The sequence below is a fragment of the Cesiribacter andamanensis AMV16 genome, assembly GCF_000348925.1.
Classification (GTDB): Bacteria; Bacteroidota; Bacteroidia; order Cytophagales; family Cyclobacteriaceae; genus Cesiribacter; species Cesiribacter andamanensis.
In genome coordinates this window covers 13,530-35,503 of record NZ_AODQ01000037.1, presented here as the reverse complement: position 1 = coordinate 35,503, position 21,974 = coordinate 13,530, and the positions used below count along the sequence as shown (strand labels likewise).

At 51.9% G+C, this 21,974-nt stretch carries 15 protein-coding genes and 1 pseudogene; 10 read left to right on the top strand and 6 right to left on the bottom strand.

Annotation, left to right across the window (positions count from 1 at the left end; genetic code table 11):
• Positions 1-123: 123 nt before the first annotated feature.
• From ADICEAN_RS21095 to ADICEAN_RS08825, 6 genes are all read right to left on the bottom strand, one after another.
• Complete coding sequence (locus ADICEAN_RS21095; RefSeq protein WP_051068827.1) at positions 124-1,710, bottom strand: PKD domain-containing protein; 1,587 nt, start codon at positions 1,708-1,710, stop codon at positions 124-126.
• A 953-nt stretch (positions 1,711-2,663) separates the two neighbouring features.
• A complete protein-coding gene (locus ADICEAN_RS08845; RefSeq protein WP_009195235.1) occupies positions 2,664-3,866 on the bottom strand; it encodes a glycosyltransferase family 4 protein in 1,203 nt (400 codons plus the stop codon).
• A 273-nt stretch (positions 3,867-4,139) separates the two neighbouring features.
• Positions 4,140-5,057 carry a glycosyltransferase family 2 protein gene (locus ADICEAN_RS08840; RefSeq protein WP_009195234.1) on the bottom strand — a complete coding sequence of 306 codons (918 nt, stop codon included), beginning with the start codon at positions 5,055-5,057 and terminating at the stop codon, positions 4,140-4,142.
• Positions 5,058-5,063: 6 nt separating this feature from the next.
• Positions 5,064-6,248, bottom strand: coding sequence for a glycosyltransferase (locus ADICEAN_RS08835; protein ID WP_009195233.1), 1,185 nt, complete (start codon positions 6,246-6,248; stop codon positions 5,064-5,066).
• A 2-nt stretch (positions 6,249-6,250) separates the two neighbouring features.
• Positions 6,251-7,336 (bottom strand): sugar transferase, encoded by a 1,086-nt coding sequence (locus tag ADICEAN_RS08830; protein ID WP_009195232.1) that lies wholly within the window; start codon positions 7,334-7,336, stop codon positions 6,251-6,253.
• Entirely contained in the window at positions 7,320-7,721 is a 402-nt protein-coding gene (locus ADICEAN_RS08825; RefSeq protein WP_009195231.1) for a response regulator, read from the bottom strand. Before ADICEAN_RS08825 ends, ADICEAN_RS08830 begins: the two co-directional genes overlap by 17 nt.
• Positions 7,722-8,356: 635 nt before the next feature.
• Here ADICEAN_RS08825 and ADICEAN_RS08820 point away from each other — a divergent pair.
• The 10 genes and pseudogenes from ADICEAN_RS08820 to cyoE all read left to right on the top strand — a co-directional run bounded on the left by ADICEAN_RS08820 (position 8,357) and on the right by cyoE (position 21,972).
• Positions 8,357-9,730 carry a c-type cytochrome gene (locus ADICEAN_RS08820; RefSeq protein WP_009195230.1) on the top strand — a complete coding sequence of 458 codons (1,374 nt, stop codon included), beginning with the start codon at positions 8,357-8,359 and terminating at the stop codon, positions 9,728-9,730.
• Positions 9,731-9,798: 68 nt separating this feature from the next.
• A complete protein-coding gene (locus tag ADICEAN_RS08815) occupies positions 9,799-13,011 on the top strand; it encodes a TAT-variant-translocated molybdopterin oxidoreductase (RefSeq protein ID WP_040396587.1) in 3,213 nt (1,070 codons plus the stop codon).
• A gap of 18 nt (positions 13,012-13,029) precedes the next feature.
• Positions 13,030-14,403 (top strand): NrfD/PsrC family molybdoenzyme membrane anchor subunit, encoded by a 1,374-nt coding sequence (gene nrfD, locus ADICEAN_RS08810; protein ID WP_009195228.1) that lies wholly within the window; start codon positions 13,030-13,032, stop codon positions 14,401-14,403.
• A 7-nt stretch (positions 14,404-14,410) separates the two neighbouring features.
• Positions 14,411-14,950, top strand: coding sequence for a DUF3341 domain-containing protein (locus ADICEAN_RS08805; RefSeq protein WP_009195227.1), 540 nt, complete (start codon positions 14,411-14,413; stop codon positions 14,948-14,950).
• A gap of 2 nt (positions 14,951-14,952) precedes the next feature.
• Positions 14,953-15,606 carry a c-type cytochrome gene (locus tag ADICEAN_RS08800; protein WP_009195226.1) on the top strand — a complete coding sequence of 218 codons (654 nt, stop codon included), beginning with the start codon at positions 14,953-14,955 and terminating at the stop codon, positions 15,604-15,606.
• Positions 15,607-15,617: 11 nt separating this feature from the next.
• Positions 15,618-17,027, top strand: a complete 1,410-nt coding sequence (locus tag ADICEAN_RS08795) for a hypothetical protein (protein WP_009195225.1) — start codon at positions 15,618-15,620, stop codon at positions 17,025-17,027.
• Between the two features lie 29 nt (positions 17,028-17,056).
• Entirely contained in the window at positions 17,057-18,121 is a 1,065-nt protein-coding gene (locus ADICEAN_RS08790) for a cytochrome c oxidase subunit II (protein ID WP_009195224.1), read from the top strand.
• A gap of 31 nt (positions 18,122-18,152) precedes the next feature.
• A complete protein-coding gene (locus ADICEAN_RS08785) occupies positions 18,153-20,030 on the top strand; it encodes a cytochrome c oxidase subunit I (protein WP_040396586.1) in 1,878 nt (625 codons plus the stop codon).
• Positions 20,011-21,087, top strand: a complete 1,077-nt coding sequence (locus tag ADICEAN_RS08780; protein WP_040396585.1) for a COX15/CtaA family protein — start codon at positions 20,011-20,013, stop codon at positions 21,085-21,087. The genes ADICEAN_RS08785 and ADICEAN_RS08780 overlap by 20 nt, the downstream gene beginning before the upstream one ends.
• Positions 21,081-21,972, top strand: a pseudogene (gene cyoE, locus ADICEAN_RS08775) (heme o synthase). The gene ADICEAN_RS08780 and the pseudogene cyoE overlap by 7 nt, the downstream one beginning before the upstream one ends.
• The last annotated feature ends 2 nt before the right edge of the window (positions 21,973-21,974 follow it).

Sequence of the window (21,974 nt, the reverse complement as noted above, 5' to 3'; positions counted from 1 at the left end):
ATTTATCGGCCGAAGCAAACAGGTTGGATGGTGCCGCCAGTGAACTGCTGCGGTGGTGCTGGTACTGGTGGAAGTAGTGGTTGACTGCTTGAGCTGGTACTGGAGGTATTACCGGCTACCATTTTAAGGCTGATCTACATTGGAGTAGTCTGAGTACTTGCCCGAGCTGTTTTTGATCCGGATCCGGAAGTAGTAGGTCTGGCCTGCTACCAGGTTGGTTACCGTATAGCCGGTAGAGTTGGCGCCGCTCTTGGCCCGCAGGCTCCAGCTGGAGTTGTTGCCGGCACTCATGTAGATCTCAAACTCAGACTCGTCCGAGCTGTTGTCTTTCCAGCTCAGCTTGGCAACGGTTGATTTATCGGCTGTGGCATATAAGTTTGAGGGTGCTGCCAGTGTGCTGGTACTGGTGGTAGCTCCTTTTACAACCACAGTTACATCATCCGAAGCGGTAGCTCCTGCATTATCTTTAGCCGTAAGGCGGAAGGTATAGGTGCCTTCCAGCAGGTTGCTCAGGCCCAGGCTCAGTGAGCTGGTGTTGCTCAGGCTGGCCGATGGGCCGCTGATCTTGCTCCAGCTAACGGAGGCGATGGATCCATCAGAGTCGGAGGCAGATCCGCTAAGGGTAAGGCTGCTGCTGGGCAAGGTAATGCTTTTATCAGATCCGGCACTTACCACAGGGGCTTTGTTGCTGGTGCTTGAGCCTGGCTTGGCCGATACTTCGTTTGAATAAGAAGAGGTTCCGGAACTGTTTTTGGCGCGGATCTTAAAGTAATAGGTTTGCCCTGAGCTTAAGCTGCCTACGGTATAGGAAGTGGAGTTGGAGCCGGCTTTGGCCCGCAGGCTGTAGCTGGAGTTGTTCCCTGTGCTCATGTAGATCTCAAATTCGCTTTCGTTGCTGCTGTTGTCCTTCCAGGTGAGCTTCACGGAGCTGCTGGAGCTTACGGTAGCAGAAAGGCTGGAGGGGGCAGTAGGACCCGAGGTAGTTGTGGTGGTAGTAGTGGTTTTGGAGCTGCCTCTTGTGTATTGTAGCATCCAGCTGTAGATGTCATGGCCGGCGCTGCCGTCGTAGGTGCGGCTCCAGGCATCGTGCGTTACCCCTGAGTAAAGTGTCAGTTTGGCTGCTACAGGGGGGGAGGTCTTGTTGTAGGCCTCTACAGGTAATTTGGAGCCATCATAATGGATCACATTATCGGAAGTGCCATGAAAGGCCCACAGCTTTACCGATGCAGAATATTTGCTTACTTCTGAGGCGCTGCCTCTGCCGGAGATCGGCACTATGGCCGCCAGCTGGTGGGGATAATTGGCGGCAAAGCTAAAGGTAGCAATGCCACCCAGGCTCAAACCGGTCATGTAAACCTTATCCGGATTGATCCGGTATTTCTTTTTGGCAAACTCTATAAATTCATTAACGGTGCTGTTGCTCCAGCCGCTGGAGGTTTGCGGTGAAAGCACCAGCATGGGCAGGTGGCGACCATTTTTAATTACTTTAGGCAACCCATGCTTAAGCAACTCGTAAAGATCAGAACCGCCATTCCCGGTTTCGCCATTGCCATGCAGAAAGATGATCACCGGGAAGGAAGCGGAACTGGTGCCGTAGTCTACTGGCAGATACTCATAGTATCCGTAGGGCGATGAGGTTGTTCCTTTAGCGCGTGCAGTGTGTGTGCCCTGGGCGCTTACGATGGTGCTGCCAGCCAGTAGAACCAACATACTTGTAAGTACTACTCTTACATGATGCACCAGTTTGTTTGTTTTCATAATCGTGCTTCGAGGATATAATCTTAGCGAGGTTGAAAAAATGGCTCCCTTTACTGCAGGAGGCTCAATTATAAAATTAGGCAGATTATCGCTAGGATCATGAAGACGCAGAATAGCGCAAAATTCAATATAATAATTTTGATAATACATTGAACATTGCTCTTAGTAACAATTTATATGTCTAACATATAGGGCCATTTCTTACATGTGGAGATAGTCTACACTATCTAATCAATAGGTAATGTTATAGCTTGATATACCCTCTTTACTCCTTAATTTGGCCGAATCGTGGGTACGAAATGGGGATTTTTACAGCACTTTTCAGAAAGAAACTTAATTTCTTACGAAAAAGCGTAACTTTTTGCGTCCAGGGCCGTAATGAGGAGCTAATCTGTTCGTAATCACCTCTCAAGAGGGCAAAAAGTGCTTCCCGCCCCTCCATTTCCCCCACCTTCTCATGCTTCTGGATCGCCCGTTTCTTTCCACATCTTTGCAATGGGTGCTGAATTTTACGAATCAATGGCTAAACATGCGTAACTAGCTGTAAATAAGCTAGTTACATCCTGGGCATGTCGTATTGTATCGGCTTGTGTTAAGGTAGTGAGACTTCTGTGGGGGTTCCTAAATGGGGTTTACAGATGCCCCGGTCCCATTTACTGATAATCAGCAGTATTTATTTTGTGTGCTTTTCTGGAAAAAGCAGGCGTATGTTGCAGGTGGAATCCTGCAGCCGCTGTCCCATACTGATGGGAGCGATGCTGGGAGGATAGTTCGTCGTCTATGGGCAGACTTAGCGGGGTTTTGCCCCCCAACTGTGCAGTACACAGCAGGTGAGGACAAGGAATAGTGATTAAAAACGCAAAGCACGTGCTGATGTGTTTTGCGCTGGTTTCTCAGTCTTAGGGTTAGGGCAGGGGTTCCAGGCTGTTCGGCTTCATGCCCAGGTTGAGTGAAACCTGCGGCAGGGTTACATGGGCGGGACTGTTCTGAGCAGAGAGCACCGTGATGTACAGCTGCTCTACCCGGCTGGTCATCTTATGGATATCATGATTCTCCTGCATATCCAGGCTGGCCTGCTCTCCGTATTGCCGGATCAGGTCTTTATTGCTAGCTAGCGTATACAGGGCGTCTGCCAGCTTGTCGGGCTCCTGAGGAGGAATCAGCAAACCATTTACACGATTCTTGATCACTTCCTTTGTGCCATCTACCGCTGTGGCAATAATGGCTTTTTTCATGGCCATTGCCTCCAGCAGTCCTATGGGCAGACCTTCCCAAAGGGAGGGCAGGCAGTAGATGTCAATTGCCTTTAACACATCCGGGATGTCCTGCCGGAAATCACTGAAGATGATCCGGGAGTCAATGCCCATTTTGCGGGCCAGCTTGAGGGTAATCCACTTAAGGTCGCCATCACCGATAAAAAGAAACTTAACGTTCAGCGCTTTGGGCAATTTGGCAATGGCCTCCAGCAGCGTAAAGGGATCTTTTTGGGCAGTAATGCGGGCAATGTAGCCTATTAGTACCGTTTCCTTGTCAACCCCCAGCTCGGCCCGAACGTCCTTATAGCTGTTTAGCGGATTGTATTTATCCAGGTTGATGCCATACTTTACAACCGTAGCTTTTGGAAGCGGAAAGGTCTTGCTGGCATCCTGATAATTATTGTCGGATACACAGATGGTGAGCTGGGCATTTTGAGTAAGAATCCGTTCTCCCATGGCTCTGTACCAGCGGGTAAGGGGAAGCTGGTCGGCATGGAACGACCAGCCATGAACGGTATAGACGATGGGAATGTTGAGCTGCTTGGCCGGCCACAATACATTAGAATGTGCCCTGGAGCCATGGGCATGGATGATGTCGATATCTTCTGCTTCCAGTATCTCGCGCACCTTAGCCCAAATGGTCACATCAAAGGGCCATTCGGTATTCAATACGTAGGTTTTAACCCCGGCGGCCTTGAGCCTGTCTATCATGGGACCATCCGTAAAGGAGAGGACCACAGGCTCATATACAGTTTTATCGAGGGCCAGTACCAGGTCGATTACATGGGATTCTCCACCGCCAATTTTGCCCTGGCGAATCGTCTCAAGTACCTTAATCTTAGTTGTCAACATCACAGATCGGCAAAAAGTAAATCAAAAAGTAGTAGTTAAACCAGAAGCTGGGCCGGTAGCAAAAGCAGGAGTGTTAGGAAAACTACAGGCAAATGGGCATAACTAACGTGTAACGAAAAAATGGCAAAGGAAGCGTCGGCTTCTTCCATTTTACTACCAGGAGAACTACCTGAGAGCGTATCCCAAGCGGTAGTGAATGCGTGCGTACCGGTCTTACTACCGGTCTGAATTGTACTATATAATATACTACAAAAAACGCTGTCGGCCAATTGATCAGGCAAGTGAGGGGGCCGTTAGCTGCTTTTCTTTTTCGGGCTTATAGCTGAAATTCCACATCAGCCCCCGCACAAAAGACCGTAGATGCTCCGGCTGGCGGTTGATCGTATACTTGAGCAGGCTTTTGGGGATCACAAACAAGCCTACAAACGCCAGGAAAAAGGCAAACTGATAGCTTTTGGTGTTCCGGCGCATAAACAGAATGCGGTTGCGCGTGTGGTAATAAGCCTTCATGGGGCTTTCTTTGCCCATGGTAATGGATTCTTTGTGGTAGATCAGGGCTTCGGGTTGGTAATAGATGGCATAGCCCGCCCGGCGAATGCGCTCTGACCAGTCCAGCTCTTCGTAATAGATAAAGAATTCATCGGCAAAGGCACCCGTTTTTTCAATCACCTCCCGTTTTACCAGCATGGCAGCCCCATGGGCATAGTTGGTATAGGAGGGGGTATCGTGCTGGCCCCGGTCTTCCTGCTTGCCGCCGATGGCCTTGTTGCGGCCGGTAAAAGGGTTTATGGCAGTATAGCCGGCATACTGAATGAGGCTTGGTTTGGAATAGTAGCGGATCTTGGGCGAAACTACCCCTATGGTCTTATCCCGCTCAAAGGGTTCCAACAGCTTTTCCAGCAGGTTGGGGGTAACTTCGGTATCATTGTTTACCACAAACACATAATCCCCTTTGGTGGCGGCTATGCCCACATTGTTTCCCCCGGTAAAGCCCAGGTTCTTTTGGGTGCGGATGAGGTGCACATGGGGATAGTGCTCCCGAATTACCGGAGTGGGGTCTTCCCTGGAGTCATTATCCACCAGTATGATCTCATAATTGGGGTAGGTGAGGCTTCGGCAGGAATCCAGAAATTCGCGCGTTACCTGTAGTTGGTTGTAGTTGAGTATAACAATCGAGACGAGAGGCTTCATCCTGTTTTAGTTTTGTACTTGAGTATGGGTATGAGGAGTATGTATAAAGCGGCTGTCGGCATTTTTCAGCTTAAACAACAGGCCAAACATGATAAAGAAGATCTTGGGGGCCGTAGCCAGGGCTTTTATAAAGCGGCTGTCAAACAGCAGATTGCCAAGGCTCAGCAAAATGGCTGAGGTATAGAGCAGCATGCAGAGGGTCCAGCCCAGTACGCCTACAAAGCTCCACTGAGCCAGCAGAAGGGCCGCAGCAAAGCAGGCAAATACCAGTCCCAGCAGCAGGATACGCGGCAGCATCAGGTTGTTCATAACGGCCAGGTTAAAATAGTCCAGGTTGCCTTTGAACAGCTGGCGAAAGCCCTGGGCGAAATACATGCGCAGATTGGTGAACTGGCTGCTCACCCAGCGGCGGCGCTGTGTTTTAAACGTGCCGGCATTGTCTACTTTCTCATCATAAACCAGGGCATTGGGCAGGTATTTGATAAAGTGCCTGTGGCGGATCAGGTCTACCGACAGCATTTTATCAAAGCCCCCTACAGCCTTGTTGGACGATAGGGCATTGGTCATGAGCTGGTAGTCAAAGGCTACGCCCGAGCCGATGATGGGGGCCGAAAAGCCAATGGCATTAAAGCCCCGGCGGAAGATGTGGTTGTTTACCCGCTCGCTGGCAGCATCCAGCACGGCAAAGGAGGTGTTCATGTTCTTGGCTGTGCGGCATCCCTGCACTACCGTTTCGCCCTGCTCAAATTCGGCCGCCACTTTGCGCAGAAAGTCTGGCTCCATCACATTGTCGGCATCCAGGATCACCCCTATGTCATAGGGCCCCTTCAGGCTGGCAAAGGCAGTATTCAGGGCTTTTACCTTGGTGCTTTTTTCAAATGATACCTCCAGCACCTGTATGGGCAGGCTGCGTAAGCGCTCCAGGGTTTCGGGCTGCAGTGAATCGGCTATCACACATACATCATACATATTGCTGTTGTAAGTCTGCCGCAGGGCATCCTGAGCGGTGTGGAAGATAACGGCATCCTCTTTATAGGAGGGGATCAAGATGCAGATCTTGTAGCGGTCTGCCGAAGACGTTCGGGTAACGGATGTGCGCAGGCGCCCTGCCAGAGCCGGAAAAAAGATGTAAAGGCCAAAGGCCAGCAGGTAGAAAAACAGGGAGTACTCCAGAATTTTTAGTACAAGCATTGCTAAACTGATTCTTTTTGTAAGAGTGCAGGCACTGTTTGCGCCATGATTTTAAAGTCGTACCAAAGCGAGCACTCATCGGCATATTGCATATCCAGCTCTATGCGCTCTTCCGTTGACATTTCTTTGCGTCCCCGCTTGGTAACCTGCCACAGGCCGGTAATGCCCGCCGGGGCCAGAAAGCGCTTGGACCACAGGTCCCTGGTAATTTTTTCAGCCTCATAGAGGGGCAGCGGACGATTGCCTACTATGGACATGTCGCCAAGCAGCACATTAAAGAGCTGCGGAAGTTCATCCAGGCTTGAGTTGCGCAGGAAGCGTCCCAGGCGGGTAACCCGTGGGTCGTTATCGATCTTTACAAAGGCCAGGCCGCCGTTTTGGCTTTGGTACTGGTTCAGGTGAATTACTTTTTCCAGCTCTTTATCTGCATCGGGACGCATGGAGCGGAACTTGTAGAAATTAAAGATCCGGTAGCCGGTACCCACCCGCTTGGAGATGTAAAAGATAGGGCCCGGAGATTCCAGCCGTATGGCCAGTGCAATTACCAGCAGAATGGGGCTCAGTAAGATCAGCAGGATGCCTGAAAACAGGATATCAAACAGCCGCTTGCCCAGCGAAATGCGCAGGTGCGGAAAATCCTGCTGGGCGTCGGTTTGCTCCAGACGCTCATCACGGGTGGCGTGCAAAAACTCCAGCCGTTCCAGCAGATCTTCATGACTTACCGGACCGGTATAGAAATCATCGGCGCCGGCCAGTTTAGCTTTACGCTTGTTGGCACCCTCATTTTTATCCAGTAACAGGATGCTGGGTACAGTACGAAGCCTGTGGCAACGGGCCAGATTAGCAATAAAGGTATAGGCTTCTTCCTCCTTAAGGTCTTCCTGGCAAAGGATGGCATAGGGGAGGGGGGCATTGGCATATACTTCAGCCAGTAGGTACACATACGCCTTAAACGCATCTGTATACTGCAGGCAATTGTATCCCTCGTCCTGCAGTTGATTTACCAATGCCTGATTGATGGCCTGCCCTACGTATACTATCGTATTGGAATAGACAGGCGCAGCAGGTATATCATTTATCTTGCGCATAGTTCGTTGTGGATTCTTGGTTAGAAAGTGCAGATGTGATGGCGTGTAACAGATCAGGGGGATTAAAAGGCTTGGTCAGGCAGCCGTTCGCACCGGCTGACAGGCAGCGATCCCGGGTGGCTTCATCGTCAAAGCCTGTTAGCATAATAACAGGTATGTCACGATAGTAGCCGCTGCGGCGCAGTTGCTGCAGCAAATCGAAACCATCTAATTGGGGCATGTCAATATCGGAGAGTATCAGATCAGGCAAATTGCCCTTATCCATCCAGATCAGGCCTTTATGCCCATTCTCGACCGATACAACTTCGTATTGCTCCTTGAGGAGAAAGTTGAGCAGCGTGCGCACAAAATAATCATCTTCAATAATCAAAACACGCTTCCGCATATATACTTAGGTTTAAAAATTTGATTGAAATGGTAAGCCCGTCAGGCAGATGCATGAACGTTAAAAACTACCTGCAGTAAGCAAAAAAATGCCTCTATCAGCCTGTGAGCCAAACAAGCAGCATGTTAAAAAATATAACTTTCCCAATACTGTGTGTCCTCTTTTCATGCCCTGGGATGGATTACTTTAAACAAGCATACCTACCTTGAGCTGTGAGAAGAGATATGATTAGGTCAGCAAAACTTAGCTCAGCTTAAAATACGGTTGTCGGCCTTTTGAGTTGTGAAAGTTCTGCTAAAATTTAAAGGGCTTCTTTTAACACCCTGCCCTTGCTTTGATAACGACAACGGCCATCATAAGTTAGGGAGAAGGTGAAATTTAATCTCTAAAATTTAGGACCCTTGCCTGCAATCGATTGTACTTATTAAAGGAAAGGCTCTAAACATGCAGAGGGATAAGCGGCTATTTAAAACAATTCTAAATAATCAGGGGGAATTATAAACATACATAACTATCTGTATACCAGTTGTTTACTAGCCATCAGGCAAGTGCTTATCTAAGGTAAAAGAAATAGAGATGCTGTTGTTTTAATTAGGGCGTGGTCGTAGATTTGTGCCGAATTTTAGAATTACAACATGTCAGAAAATCATCTGGATATGCTGGAAGAAAGCGTTTCAAAACCGGCTCTCCTACGCTCAGGACTGGTTTTGATGGTTGCTGGATTGCTATGGTTTGGCAGTATACCAGCATTGGCGCAGGGGCAGTCTGCCGGCGCACCTACTCAACAGGATGTAGAAGCAGCCGCTGTGCCGTCTGCCGATGCAGTACCTGCAACCCAAGGCGATGCGGGGGGAATTCCCACCTCTGATGAAGCCATTAGTGCGGGTGCAGCCTTATTTAAGAACAACTGTCAGCAATGCCATGCCATTGAGCAGGTAGTGGTAGGGCCGGCACTCAAGAACATTCATACCCGCAGACCGGTAGAGTGGACCGCTGCATTTATCCGCAACTCTCAAAAGCTCATCCAGAGCGGTGATGCGTATGCGGTAAACCTGTACAATCAGTACAATAAGACGCAAATGCCCTCCTTCAACTTTAATGATGAGGAGATCATGTCGCTGCTGGCTTATATTAAGGCAGAATCAGATAGTCCTACCGGTACAGGTACAAATCAGGCATCTCCCGGTCAGGGAGGAGAGGGTGTAGCCCCAGCCGAAAGTGCCGCTACCCCGGGCTATATCACCGCTATATTAGTAGTATTAGGCATCGTACTGGTGCTGGTACTGGTAGTATTGGTACTGGTGCTGGCCGTGCTGCGCCGGTACCTTAACCAGCGTACCGATCTGGATGCCGCCGACCGCGAGATCATCGACCGCCGCATGAGCTTCCGCAGTGTGGTTAGCAGCAAGCCCTTCCTCTTTCTGGTGATCTTTATCTTTACGGCCGTAGTATTCAAAAATGTGATCGATGGCCTGTACCAGATAGGGGTACAGCAGGGCTATGCGCCTACGCAGCCCATTGCCTTCTCGCATAAGCTGCATGCCGGTACCTACCAGATCGATTGTAATTACTGCCATACTGGTGCGTATAAGGCCAAATCAGCCAATATTCCTTCGGTTAATATCTGTATGAACTGCCACAACTCCATTGGCACCGATCGGCCGGAGATCAAGAAACTGTATGCAGCGGTAGAGAACAACCAGCCCATTCAGTGGGTGCGCATTCATAACCTGCCCGATCTGGCTTATTTCAACCACGCCCAGCACACCAGTGTAGGCGGGATTGAGTGCCAGACCTGCCATGGTCCTATTCAGGAGATGGAAGTGGTGTACCAGTACAGCAAGCTTACCATGGGCTGGTGTATCAACTGCCACCGCGATACCGAGGTGAAGACCGAGGGCAACGATTATTACGACAAGCTGGTACAGCTGCATAATGAAGCTGAAGCCGGCGGCAAGCTGCGCGTAAAAGACATCGGCGGTATGGAATGCTCCCGCTGCCACTACTAATAAATCAAGGAATATCTTATTGGTACTCTATATAAGATGAGCGATAACAAAAAAACTATTGGAAAGGCCTGGAGCAGCTTCGTAATGAAGAAAGCTTTGTTCGTGCCAATGAGCGTGAATTTCCAGATTACCTGCCTATAAACTCCAATCATGGCGAAAGCGGCCCTTCGCGCCGTGATTTCCTTAAAATGATGGGGTTTGGCATTGCAGCCGTTTCTCTGGCCGCCTGTGAGGCACCGGTGAAATATGCAATTCCCTATCTCAACAAGCCTGTTGATGTAGACCCCTCCGTACCTAACTACTACGCCTCTACCTATGCTTCCGGTGGCGATTATTGCAGTATTGTAGTAAAAACACGCGAAGGCCGTCCCATCAAGATAGAAGGCAACCAGTACTCGACCATTACACAGGGGGGTACCAGCGCCGAGGTGCAGGCCTCTGTGCTATCGCTCTATGACAGTGAGCGCCTGCGCTTCCCCATCACCAAAGATGGCAAGGAAGTAAGCTGGGAGGCGCTTGACAAAACGGTGATCAACAGCCTGCGGCAGTCACGCAACCTGCGGGTGATCAGCAACACCCTGTTGAGCCCCAGCACCAAGGCCGTAATTCAGGAGTTTGTAAGCACTTATGGCGGTGAGCATATCATGTATGACCCAGCCTCCAGCTTTGCCCTGACCGAGGCGCATCGGGAAAATTTTGGCCAGGCAGCCGTGCCGTCGTATGATTTCAGCCGCGCCGATGTGATTGTAAGTTTTGGCGCCGATTTTCTGGGCACCTGGCTATCGCCGGTTGAGTTCAGCAAGCAGTACAGCAAAACCCGTAAAATAGGGGCTGCCAAAAAGAATATGTCCCGCCATTACCAGTTTGAGTCTGTAATGACGGTAACCGGTGCCAATGCGGACTATCGCTCGCCAATTCGTCCTTCAGAAGAGGGCATGGCCGTAACGGCGCTTTACAACCTTATTGCCGGTGGTAACACCACCTCTGTAAATACCAGCGCTCAGGCCGGTAACATCCAGTACCTGCGCAAGGCTGCTGCCGATCTGCAGAAAGCCCGCGGACGCAGCCTGGTGGTATCCAGCTCCAATGATGTGGCCGTACAGCGGATGGTGAACGCCATCAACCAGGCCCTGGGCAACTATGGCGCTACCATTGATATCAATACCCCTGCCTACTACCGCCAGGGCGACGACCGCCGCATGGCCCAGTTTGTACAGGAAGCGGCAAAAGGCAGTATTGAAGCAGTTGTGTTCTACGACTGTAACCCTGTTTATGACTATGCCGGTGGCATGGCCCTTGGCAAAGCCCTTGAGGAAAACCGTATCCGTACCAAGATCTCTACCGCACAGCAGCTGGACGAAACAGCTGTACTGTGTGATTTTGTAGCCCCGGATCACAACTATCTGGAATCCTGGAATGATTACGAGCCTAAGAGAGGCCACTTTAGCCTGTCGCAGCCGGTAATCCGCCCGATCTTCAATACCCGTCAGGCGCAGGAAAGCTTTTTGCTCTGGACCAGTGGCACGGCTAGCCCGTATCTTACCTATCTGCAGAACCGCTGGCAATCCGGCCAGTTTGGTCAGCAAAGTCAGATCGGCAACTTCCAGCAGTTTTGGGATACCGCACTCTACACCGGTATTTTTGTGCCCGGCCAGCCGCTTGACCTTACCATTGGCGCCGGTGGCAGAGATGAGCAGATTGAAGGCGGACCGTCTACTGCCCAGCTGCCAGCAGGTGGCGCAGTAGCTACTACCGGTACCCGCACCCCAGCTGCCTCAGCCGATACGGCCCGGGTAGCCAGCGCGCCGGTAACAACCGCACCCAATGCCCTCTACCGGGGCAGCGCCGATAGCGACGCCCGCCTGATTGCAGGTTCGTATAAATCAAATCCTGATCAGCTGGAACTGGTGATGTACCAGAAAGTGGGTCTGGGTGTAGGCCGTCAGGCCAATAACCCCTGGCTGCAGGAGCTGCCAGACCCCATCACCAAAGCAACCTGGGATAACTACCTTTCCATTCCCATTGATCTGGCTACCGAATGGGGCATTGATGGCGAACTTACCGAAGGCCGCAGCCGCAAGGCTCGCCTGAAGGTGGGTAACAGCCCCGAGATTGAAGTACCTGTGCTGATTCAGCCGGGACAAGCCTCCGGTACTGTAGGTCTGGCCCTGGGCTATGGCCGTATGAGCGCAGGCAAGGTTGCCAAAGGGGTAGGGGTAAATGCATATCCCCTCCTGCCCGTTGTGAATGGTGTAACCTACTACAGCGTACAGCAGGGCGTAAGCGTGGAGCTGACTAGCGACCGCTATTCCATAGCCCAGACCCAAACGCACCAGACGTATATGGGGCGCGAAACCATTCTGCAGGATGCCACCCTGGCCGAGTACCAGGTAAATCCCAAAGCAGGCCGGTTCGAGCCTAAGATAGCCACTGCCCACGGACCCAAAGATCCTGATTCCATCAGCCTCTGGGATGGTCACATCTATCCCAACCACCACTGGGCTATGGCCATCGACCTGAACTCCTGCACCGGTTGCAGCGCCTGTACCATTGCCTGTAATGTAGAAAACAACATTCCGGTAGTAGGCAAGGCCGAAGTGCTGAACCGACGCGATATGCACTGGATGCGGATTGACCGCTATTACAGCTCCCGCTCGGCCGTAGAGGGCAAAGAAGATCTGGAGAAGGCCTCAGCCAATCCGGAAGTTACCTTCCAGCCCATGCTGTGCCAGCACTGTAATAACGCTCCCTGTGAAACCGTATGTCCGGTAGCGGCTACTACCCACAGCACCGAAGGCATCAACCAGATGGCCTACAGCCGCTGCATTGGTACCCGCTATTGCGCCAACAACTGTCCTTATAAAGTACGTCGCTTCAACTGGTTCAAGTACCACGACAACGAGCAGTTTGCGGGTGTTAACCCCCAGATGAACGATGAGCTTGGCAAAATGGTGCTGAACCCGGATGTAACCGTACGGGCGCGTGGTATCATGGAGAAGTGTACCTTCTGCGTACAGCGTATCCAGGTAGGCAAGCTGCAGGCCAAGCGTGATGGACGCCGTCCGGCAGATGGTGAGATTGTAACGGCCTGTGCCAGTGCCTGTCCTACCGATGCCATTACCTTCGGTGACCTCAACGACGAGAACAGCCGCATTCGCCAGCTGATGGAGTCAGAGTCAGAAGGCCGTGCCTACAGCGTATTGAAAGAGATCGGTACCCGCCCGAACGTGTACTACCTCACCAAGATCCGCAATAAAGATTTGGAAGAAACAACTGCATAACTTATAAAAGAATAAACTATGCATATAGGTGCACCCGTACGGGAACCCTTGGTAACCGGTGGTAAGACCATCAAAGATGTTACCCATGATATAAGCCGGCACGTAGAAGCCACGCCCAACCCCCGCTGGTTGCTGGCCATGGCGGTTTCTATAGCGCTACTGGCCGCAGGAACCTATGCCGTATTCCGCACCGTATGGGACGGCATTGGCATGTGGGGCCTCAACAAGACAGTAGGTTGGGCATGGGACATCACCAACTTCGTATGGTGGGTGGGTATTGGCCACGCCGGTACCCTTATTTCAGCAGTACTGCTGCTGTTCCGTCAGAAATGGCGTACCTCCATCAACCGCGCTGCAGAGGCCATGACCATCTTTGCCGTAATCTGCGCCGCTCAGTTCCCCATTCTGCACATGGGCCGTCCCTGGCTGGGCGCCTATTGGGCACTGCCTCTGCCAAACACCTTTGGTTCGCTGTGGGTGAACTTCAATTCCCCCCTGTTGTGGGACGTATTTGCGATCTCTACCTACTTTACCGTATCGCTGGTATTCTGGTATATAGGCCTGGTGCCTGATTTTGCCACCATCCGCGACAGAGCCAAAGGCACCATCTCCAGAGCCGTATACGGCGCTCTCAGCCTTGGCTGGACGGGTGGAGCAAAAACCTGGCAGCGGTATGAGACCGTATCGCTGGTGCTGGCCGGTCTGGCTACCCCCCTGGTACTTTCGGTTCACACCATTGTATCCTTTGACTTTGCCACTTCGGTAATTCCCGGCTGGCACACCACCATCTTTCCTCCCTACTTCGTAGCGGGTGCTATCTTCTCAGGTTTTGCCATGGTGCTTACTCTGATGATCATTACCCGCAAGGTGTATAAGCTGGAAGATTACATCACCATGAGCCACATAGAGCTGATGAACATTGTTATCATCATTACGGGCTCCATTGTAGGTATCGCGTACATTACCGAGTTCTTTGTGGCCTGGTACAGTGGGGTAGAGTATGAGCAGTACGCCTTTATCAACCGGGCTACCGGTCCCTACTGGTGGGCCTACTGGAGCATGATGACCTGTAATGTGATCTCTCCGCAGCTGTTCTGGTTCAAGAAGATCCGTACCAGCATTGTGGCCACCTTTATCCTGAGCATTGTGGTGAACATTGGTATGTGGTTCGAGCGCTTTGTAATTATCGTTACTTCGCTGCACCGCGATTACCTGCCCTCCAGCTGGGCCATGTTCTCTCCCACGATCTATGATGTAGGGGTTTACCTGTTTACTTTCGGACTTTTCTTTACGCTCTTCTTCCTGTTTGCCAAGTTCTTCCCGGTGATCAACATGGCCGAGGTAAAAAGCGTGCTCAAGTCTTCATCATCCACCGAACAGATCAACCGATAATAAGAAGATGGCTGTTTCAACTACAGATAACTATATACTGGGCCTCTACGACGACGAGGATGTGTTGATGGAGGCGGTACGCACTGTCCGCAAGCAAGGTGTAATGATCGAGGAAGTGTATTCTCCCTTCCCGATCCACGGGCTGGACGAGGCCCTGGGCTATACGCGCAGCCGCCTGCCGATTGCTGCCTTTTTGTTTGGTATTCTGGGTACAACCCTGGCACTAACCATGCAAATCTACATGATGGGTGTAGACTGGCCGATGATCATTGGCGGTAAGGATTTTGTAGCCCTTCCGTCCTTTATCCCGGTTACCTTTGAGCTTACCGTACTGCTGTCTGCACTGGGCATGGTGGCTACCTTTCTGATCGTAAGTAACCTGAAGCCCTATGGCAGACCCAGGATCTACGACCTGCGCAGCACCGACAACCTGCACGTAATGGCGATCAACCTGAGGAGCAATCGCCTGAATCCGGCCCAGATCAAAGATGTGCTGGCCACTACCCAGGCAGTTGAAATCAATGAGAAATCTTTTGACTTAGTATAAGCATGCTGAAGAAGATTAGCATATACGGATTTAGCGCCCTTGCTTTGGGAGTGGGACTCGTAGGCTGTAGTGCCAACGACGACTACCCCGGTATGGAATATGCGCCTCAGATGTACCACTCGGTTCCTTATGAGCCGCTGAGCCAGATCACCGACGAATCGGCCGGTAGCTGGCTGAGCTCCCGTACAGATGAGAAAGGGGAGTTCTACAACAGCAACGGACTTAACCCCTATGAAATGAACATGCGTCTGCCGGCCGAAGGCACAGTGGCCCGCAATGCCGCAGCTGAACTGCCCTTCCGCATGCCAAAGGATTCGGCCGGCAGCACCTACTACCTGGATCAGGCTTCGGCCACCCTGCGCAGCCCTCTGCCAGCTTCTGAGGCGGTACTAAGCCAGGGCAAAGTGCTCTACACCAGCTACTGCTATCCCTGCCATGGCGAATCAGGTGCTGGTGACGGGCCTGTAGGACAGGTGTACAAGGGGGTTGCCAACCTGTCTGGCGGACAGGTAGCCCAGGCCACCGAAGGCCACCTTTTTTATGTGATTACCCACGGCAAAGGCCGTATGTGGCCGCACGATAAGCAAATCTCTATCGAAGACCGCTGGAAGATTGTGCGCTATGTTCAAACCCTGCAAAATCAAGGAAATAACTAATACGCTAATTGATGGAACACCCTATCCACGTAGAAGAACGCTATAGATTTACCGCTGGCCTTAAGAAGGTACTGGGTATCCTGCTGGTGGTTGGCGTAGTGCTGCTTGCCGTTGGTTTATTCTTTGGCATTTCCGGTTCCGGAGCGCATCATCATGCAGAAGATTCACTGGAGAGCCCCATTGAAGCTGCCGAAAGCCCAGTTGATGGTGCTGTAGGCGCACAGTCTGGTGCATTGGAAACACTGCCCGGCCAGGGAGGGGAGGACTCTGCGCATCCGCGCGCTTCGGGCAACCCCACCGCCGATGCCGCCCATGACGATGCCCCGGTGTGGAGAAAGCAACTCTTCTCCAACATCTGGATCAACAATGTGTTTTTTACCGGCCTGGCCATCATTGGCCTTTTCTTTGTGGCCATACAGTATGCCGCGCAGGCAGGCTGGTCGGCCAGCATCATCCGTGTGCCCCTGGCCATGGCGTCCTGGTTGCCCATTGCCGGTGTGCTGATGCTGGTTACCTGGCTGATCGCCAGCCATGACCTCTTCCACTGGACGCATGAGTCGCTGTATGATGTCAACAACCCGGATACCTATGATCCGATCATTGACGGGAAAAAGGGCTATCTGAACCCCGTGTTCTACCTGGCCCGTATGGTGATCTTCTTTGCTATCTGGATCCTGTTCTTCTTCCTGATCAGAAGAACCTCTATGGAAGAAGATCTGCATGGCGGCACCTCCTACTGGTACAAGCTGCGCAAGCACTCAGCCATCTTCCTGGTACTGTTTGCAGTTTCATCTTCTATGGCTGCCTGGGACTGGGTAATGTCCATTGACCCGCACTGGTTCAGCACCCTGTTTGGCTGGTATGTATTTGCCAGCTGGTGGGTAAGCGGTCTGGCGGCTATTACGCTCATCGTTATCTTCCTGCGCGAAGCCGGCTATATGAAGATCGTAAACAGCAATCACCTGCACGATCTGGGCAAGTTCATCTTTGCATTCAGCATTTTCTGGACCTACCTGTGGTTCTCGCAATTCCTGCTGATCTACTATGCCAACATTCCGGAAGAATCGATCTACTACATTGAGCGCCTCACCAGCGATTATTACTCTCCGGTATTCTTTATCAACCTTATTCTGAATTTCTTCTTTCCATTCCTTGTTCTGATGACACGGGATGCAAAGCGCCATACCATCTTCCTGAAGATTGTTTGCGCCGTGGTGCTCTTTGGCCACTGGCTGGACTTTTACCTGATGGTAACCCCTGGGGTTATGAAGGATTTCGGCGGATTTGGCCTGATTGAAGTTGGACTGATCCTGATTTATGCTTCAGCATTTGGTTTTGTGGTAATGACGTCTCTCTCTAAGATGGGCCTCATTCCAAAACATCACCCAATGCTTCAAGAAAGTATACATCATCACATTTAATCTTTTAACGCTTTAACATTCGGACAGTAATGTTTGGAATCCTGATAACCATTGGCGTACTCATTCTGCTGGCCATTCTGATGCTGCTCTACCGCGTGTATACGCTGGTGAGCGTGGCGCGGGGCACAGACAAGATCAAAGTTTCGGCCAGCAATAAAATAAATGCCATCCTGTTCCTGGTGTTCATGATCCTGTGCGGGGGGCTGTTCTTCTGGTACTCGTTTGATGCCTATGAGAATTATCAGACGCCTTTTGCGGCTGCTCATGGTGAGGAGTATGAATCGCTCTTCTGGGCAACCATGTGGGTGTCGGTTGCCGCCTTTCTGATCACCAACGTTGCCCTATTCTTTTTCGCCTTCCGCTACCAGTACAAGGAGGGAGCCAAGGCGCTGTTCTATCCCGATAACACCAAGCTGGAGATCGTCTGGACCATTATTCCGGCCATTATTCTGGTAACGCTGGTGTTTGGTGGTTTCAAGGTATGGAACCAGATGACGGATGAGTCTCCTGAAGATGCCGTAGAGCTCGAGATCATGGGCTATCAGTTTGCCTGGGTAGCGCGCTATCCCGGTAATGATGGGGTACTGGGCAAATACGACTTCCGTCTGATCTCGCCCGACAACCAGATGGGCCTTAATCTGGATGATGTGAACAGCCATGACGACTTCATGCCGCGCGAGATTCACATCCCCAAAGGCCGTGCGGTAGAGATCAAGATCCGGGCTCGTGATGTGCTGCACTCGGTAAGCTTGCCACATTTCCGTCAGAAAATGGATGCCATGCCGGGTATGCCCACGCGTATGTGGTTTATCCCGACAAAGACTACCGCTGAAATGCGGGAAGAAACCGGTAACCCCGACTTTAACTATGAGCTGGCCTGCCAGCAGATCTGTGGACGGGGTCACTTCTCCATGAAAATGATTGTGGTTGTAGACGAGCCCGCCGATTATGAAAAGTGGGTGGCCGAGCAGCAATCCTGGACGGATGCTAATCCGGAACTGTTAGGCAATCGGGGCGGACAGCAGGCTGCCCCCAGCGCGGCCCAGCCTGCCAGTGCAGAAAATGTGCAGCTAGAAGCTGGTGTTACACAATAAGTTAGACGAAGAATCTCAATAAAGCGATAGAATGGCTACCGTACACGTTAATCAACCTCATGGAGCTCATGCCGACGTACATGAAGAGCATGCACATCATGAGAGCTTTATTACTAAATACATTTTTTCGACCGACCATAAAATGATCGCCAAGCAGTTCCTGGTTACAGGTCTGCTCTGGGCGTTTATTGGTGGTTCGCTCTCGATCATGTTCCGCCTGCAGCTGGGCTTTCCGGAAATGAGCCAGGAATGGCTGCGTCCGCTGCTGGGTGACTGGATCAACAGCAGTGGCAAGATCGATCCGGAGTTTTACCTGGCGCTGGTGACCATGCACGGTACCATCATGGTATTCTTTGTGCTTACGGCCGGCCTAAGCGGTACCTTCTCCAACTTTCTGATCCCGCTGCAGCTGGGCGCGCGCGATATGGCGTCAGGCTTTATGAACATGCTTTCCTACTGGTTCTTCTTTTTGAGCAGTGTGATCATGTTTGCGAGCTTGTTTGTGGAAACAGGCCCTGCCGGTGCCGGCTGGACGGTGTATCCACCCCTGAGCGCCATTCAGACCTCTATTAGCGGGGCAGGCTTTGGCCTTACCCTCTGGCTGATCTCCATGACCTTCTTTATTGTGTCGCAGCTGCTGGGCGGTATCAACTACATTGCCACCATCATCAACCTGCGTACAAGGGGTATGTCGTTTGTGCGCATGCCACTCACCATCTGGTCGTTCTTCCTGACAGCCATTCTGGGTCTGCTGGCTTTCCCGGTACTGTTTGCCGCTGCTCTGCTGCTGGTATTTGACCGGAGCCTGGGCACTGCCTTCTACCTGTCTGATATTTACATTGCCGGTGAGGCCCTGCCACACGTAGGGGGGAGCCCCCTGCTGTACCAGCACCTGTTCTGGTTCCTGGGTCACCCCGAGGTGTACATTGTAATTATGCCAGCGCTGGGCATTACCTCTGAGGTAATTGCCACCAACGCCCGCAAGCCCATCTTTGGCTACCGGGCCATGATCGGCTCCCTAATTGGTATTTCCGTACTTTCCTTTGTGGTATGGGCGCACCACATGTTCGTATCGGGCATGAACCCCTTCCTGGGATCGGTCTTCATGTTCCTGACACTGATCATTGCCGTACCCTCGGGAGTGAAGGTATTTAACTACCTGACAACCCTCTGGCGTGGTAATATTGTCTTTACACCCGCCATGCTCTTCTCCATCGGTCTGGTGTCGCTCTTCATCTCGGGTGGTATCACCGGTATCTTCCTGGGCAATGCGGCCCTGGACGTTTACCTGCACGATACCTACTTTGTGGTAGCACACTTTCACCTGGTAATGGGTGCTGCAGCCTTCTTTGGCATGATGGCAGGTGTGTACCACTGGTTCCCCAAGATGTTTGGCCGCATGATGGACAACAAGCTGGGCTACATTCATTTCTGGATGACCTTTGTGGGGGTATACATGGTGTTCTTCCCCATGCACTACATCGGTATTGCCGGCTATCCCCGTCATTACTACAGCTGGACCAACTTTGATGCCTTCTCTGGCTTCACCGACCTTAACCAGTTTGTGACCATAGCGGCCATCATTACCTTCAGCTCCCAGCTGATCTTTGCTTTCAACTTCTTCTATAGCATGTTCTTTGGCCGCAAGGCTCCAGCGAACCCCTGGCGCTCCAATACCCTGGAGTGGACCACGCCAGCAGAGCCGGGCCACGGCAACTGGCCGGGCGAGATCCCTACGGTGTACCGCTGGCCCTATGATTACAGCAAGCCTGGTGCTATTGAAGATTACATACCGCAGCATATCCCCTACAGCATGACGCCAGGCTCCAACCTGCCGCATGAGAATGAGTTGGCAGACCGGGAGAAAGATGATGATGCGATTGTAGTTGATGACACCAACAAGCATTAATACATATAAACACTCATTTGGTAAACTGGCTGTGGTTACGATTACAGCCGTTTACCTTTTGATTTTAGTGGGGGGGATCGTTCGCAGCACAGGCTCCGGCATGGGCTGTCCGGACTGGCCTAAATGCTTTGGTAATTATGTGCCGCCCACAGATGCCGACCAGCTGCCGGACAACTATCAGCAGCTCTACACCGAAAAGCGGCTGGCCAAGAACGAGCGGCTGGCCAGCATGCTGGACCGCTTGGGCATGACCACTACCGCCCATGCGCTGCGAACAGAGGAGGCTATAAAGCAGGAATCCGAGTTCAATGTGGTTACCACCTGGATCGAGTACATCAACCGGCTGGTAGGGGTGGCCATCGGGCTGCTCATCATCGCCACCTTTGTGCGTTCTTTGTATCTCTGGAAATGGCGCAAAAGCATTGCGCTGCTCTCAGGCTTTGCTCTGGTGCTGGTGATCTTTCAGGGCTGGCTGGGCGCACTGGTGGTTACTACCCATTTATTGCCCTGGATGGTGACCATTCACATGCTGCCGGCCCTGCTGCTGGTAGCTGTGCTCATGCTGGCACGCCACAAGGCTGATGAGCCGGTGGTAGCACCCTTCAGGGCGGTACGGCTCAGTCGGGCGGTTCTCTGGGCAGCCCTGCTGCTTACGCTAATACAGGTAGTGATTGGCACGCAGGTACGGGAAAGCATTGATACCATTGCGCTGGCCATGCAGTACGAGCTGCGCGAAACCTGGGTGGAGCAGCTGGATGTTTCGTTTTATATTCATCGCTCATTTTCCTGGCTGTTGCTGGGAGTACATGTAGTGCTGGTCTTTCTCACCACTCGGGAGAAGCACCGGGAACTTAGCCGCTGGGCAATTGTTCTGCTCGCAGCGGTGATCACCGAGGGCCTGGTAGGCGTCTTGCTGGCCTATGCAGGTTTCCCGGCCTTTTTACAGCCTGTGCACCTGGTGCTGGGTACACTTATCGTAGGATTACAATATTATATGGTGCTGCTGGTAGGAAATGCCAGCCGCCAGCCAAAAAACTATACACTTCAGGCATGTTAGCAGCCAATACAACTAAACCACATGCAATAGCCGGCGATTTTCTGCGGGTACTTGCAGCGTTGCTTAAGTTTCGGCTTTCTTTCTTAGTAGCGTTTTCATCAGCCTTTGGCTATTTGCTGGCCATTAGCGGACCTATTGTGTGGGAGCAGCTGATCATGCTGTCCCTTGGTGGTTTTTTGGTGAGCGGTGCCGCCACCTCTATTAACCAGGTGCTGGAGCGGAAATACGACCGCCTGATGGACCGCACCAAAACCCGCCCCCTGCCTTCCGGACGCATTACAGTACAGGATGCCCTGGTCATTGCGGCCGTAACCGGTACACTCGGTTTAGGACTGCTGCTGCTATCCACCAATGTGCTTACCACGGCCTTGTCGGCGCTTTCCCTGGTGCTCTATAGCTTTGTGTATACCCCTATGAAGCGAGTAGGCCCCCTGGCTGTGCTGGTAGGGGCTATTCCCGGGGCGCTGCCGCCGCTCTTGGGCTGGACCGCTGCTACGGGCGCTATCTCGGCTGAGGCTATGATCCTGTTCGGCATTCAGTTTGTATGGCAGTTTCCGCACTTCTGGGCTATAGCCTGGGTAGCGGATGCTGATTACAAAAAAGCAGGTTTTAAGCTGCTGCCGCTTGGAGGGGAGAAGGACCTTCGTACAGCCATCCGCATCATGTCCTATACGCTCTTTTTGCTGCCCCTGGGCCTGCTGCCCACCAAGCTGGGCATTACCGGCATCAATTCGGCATTGGTGGCCACCATCTGCGGTGTGCTGTTTCTGATACAAACCTTTCATCTTATGCGGGACTGCAACCAGAAGGCGGCGCTTCGGCTGATGTTTGGTTCTTTTATATACCTGCCTGTTGTACATTGCTTATTTATTGGATAAAGTGTAGTG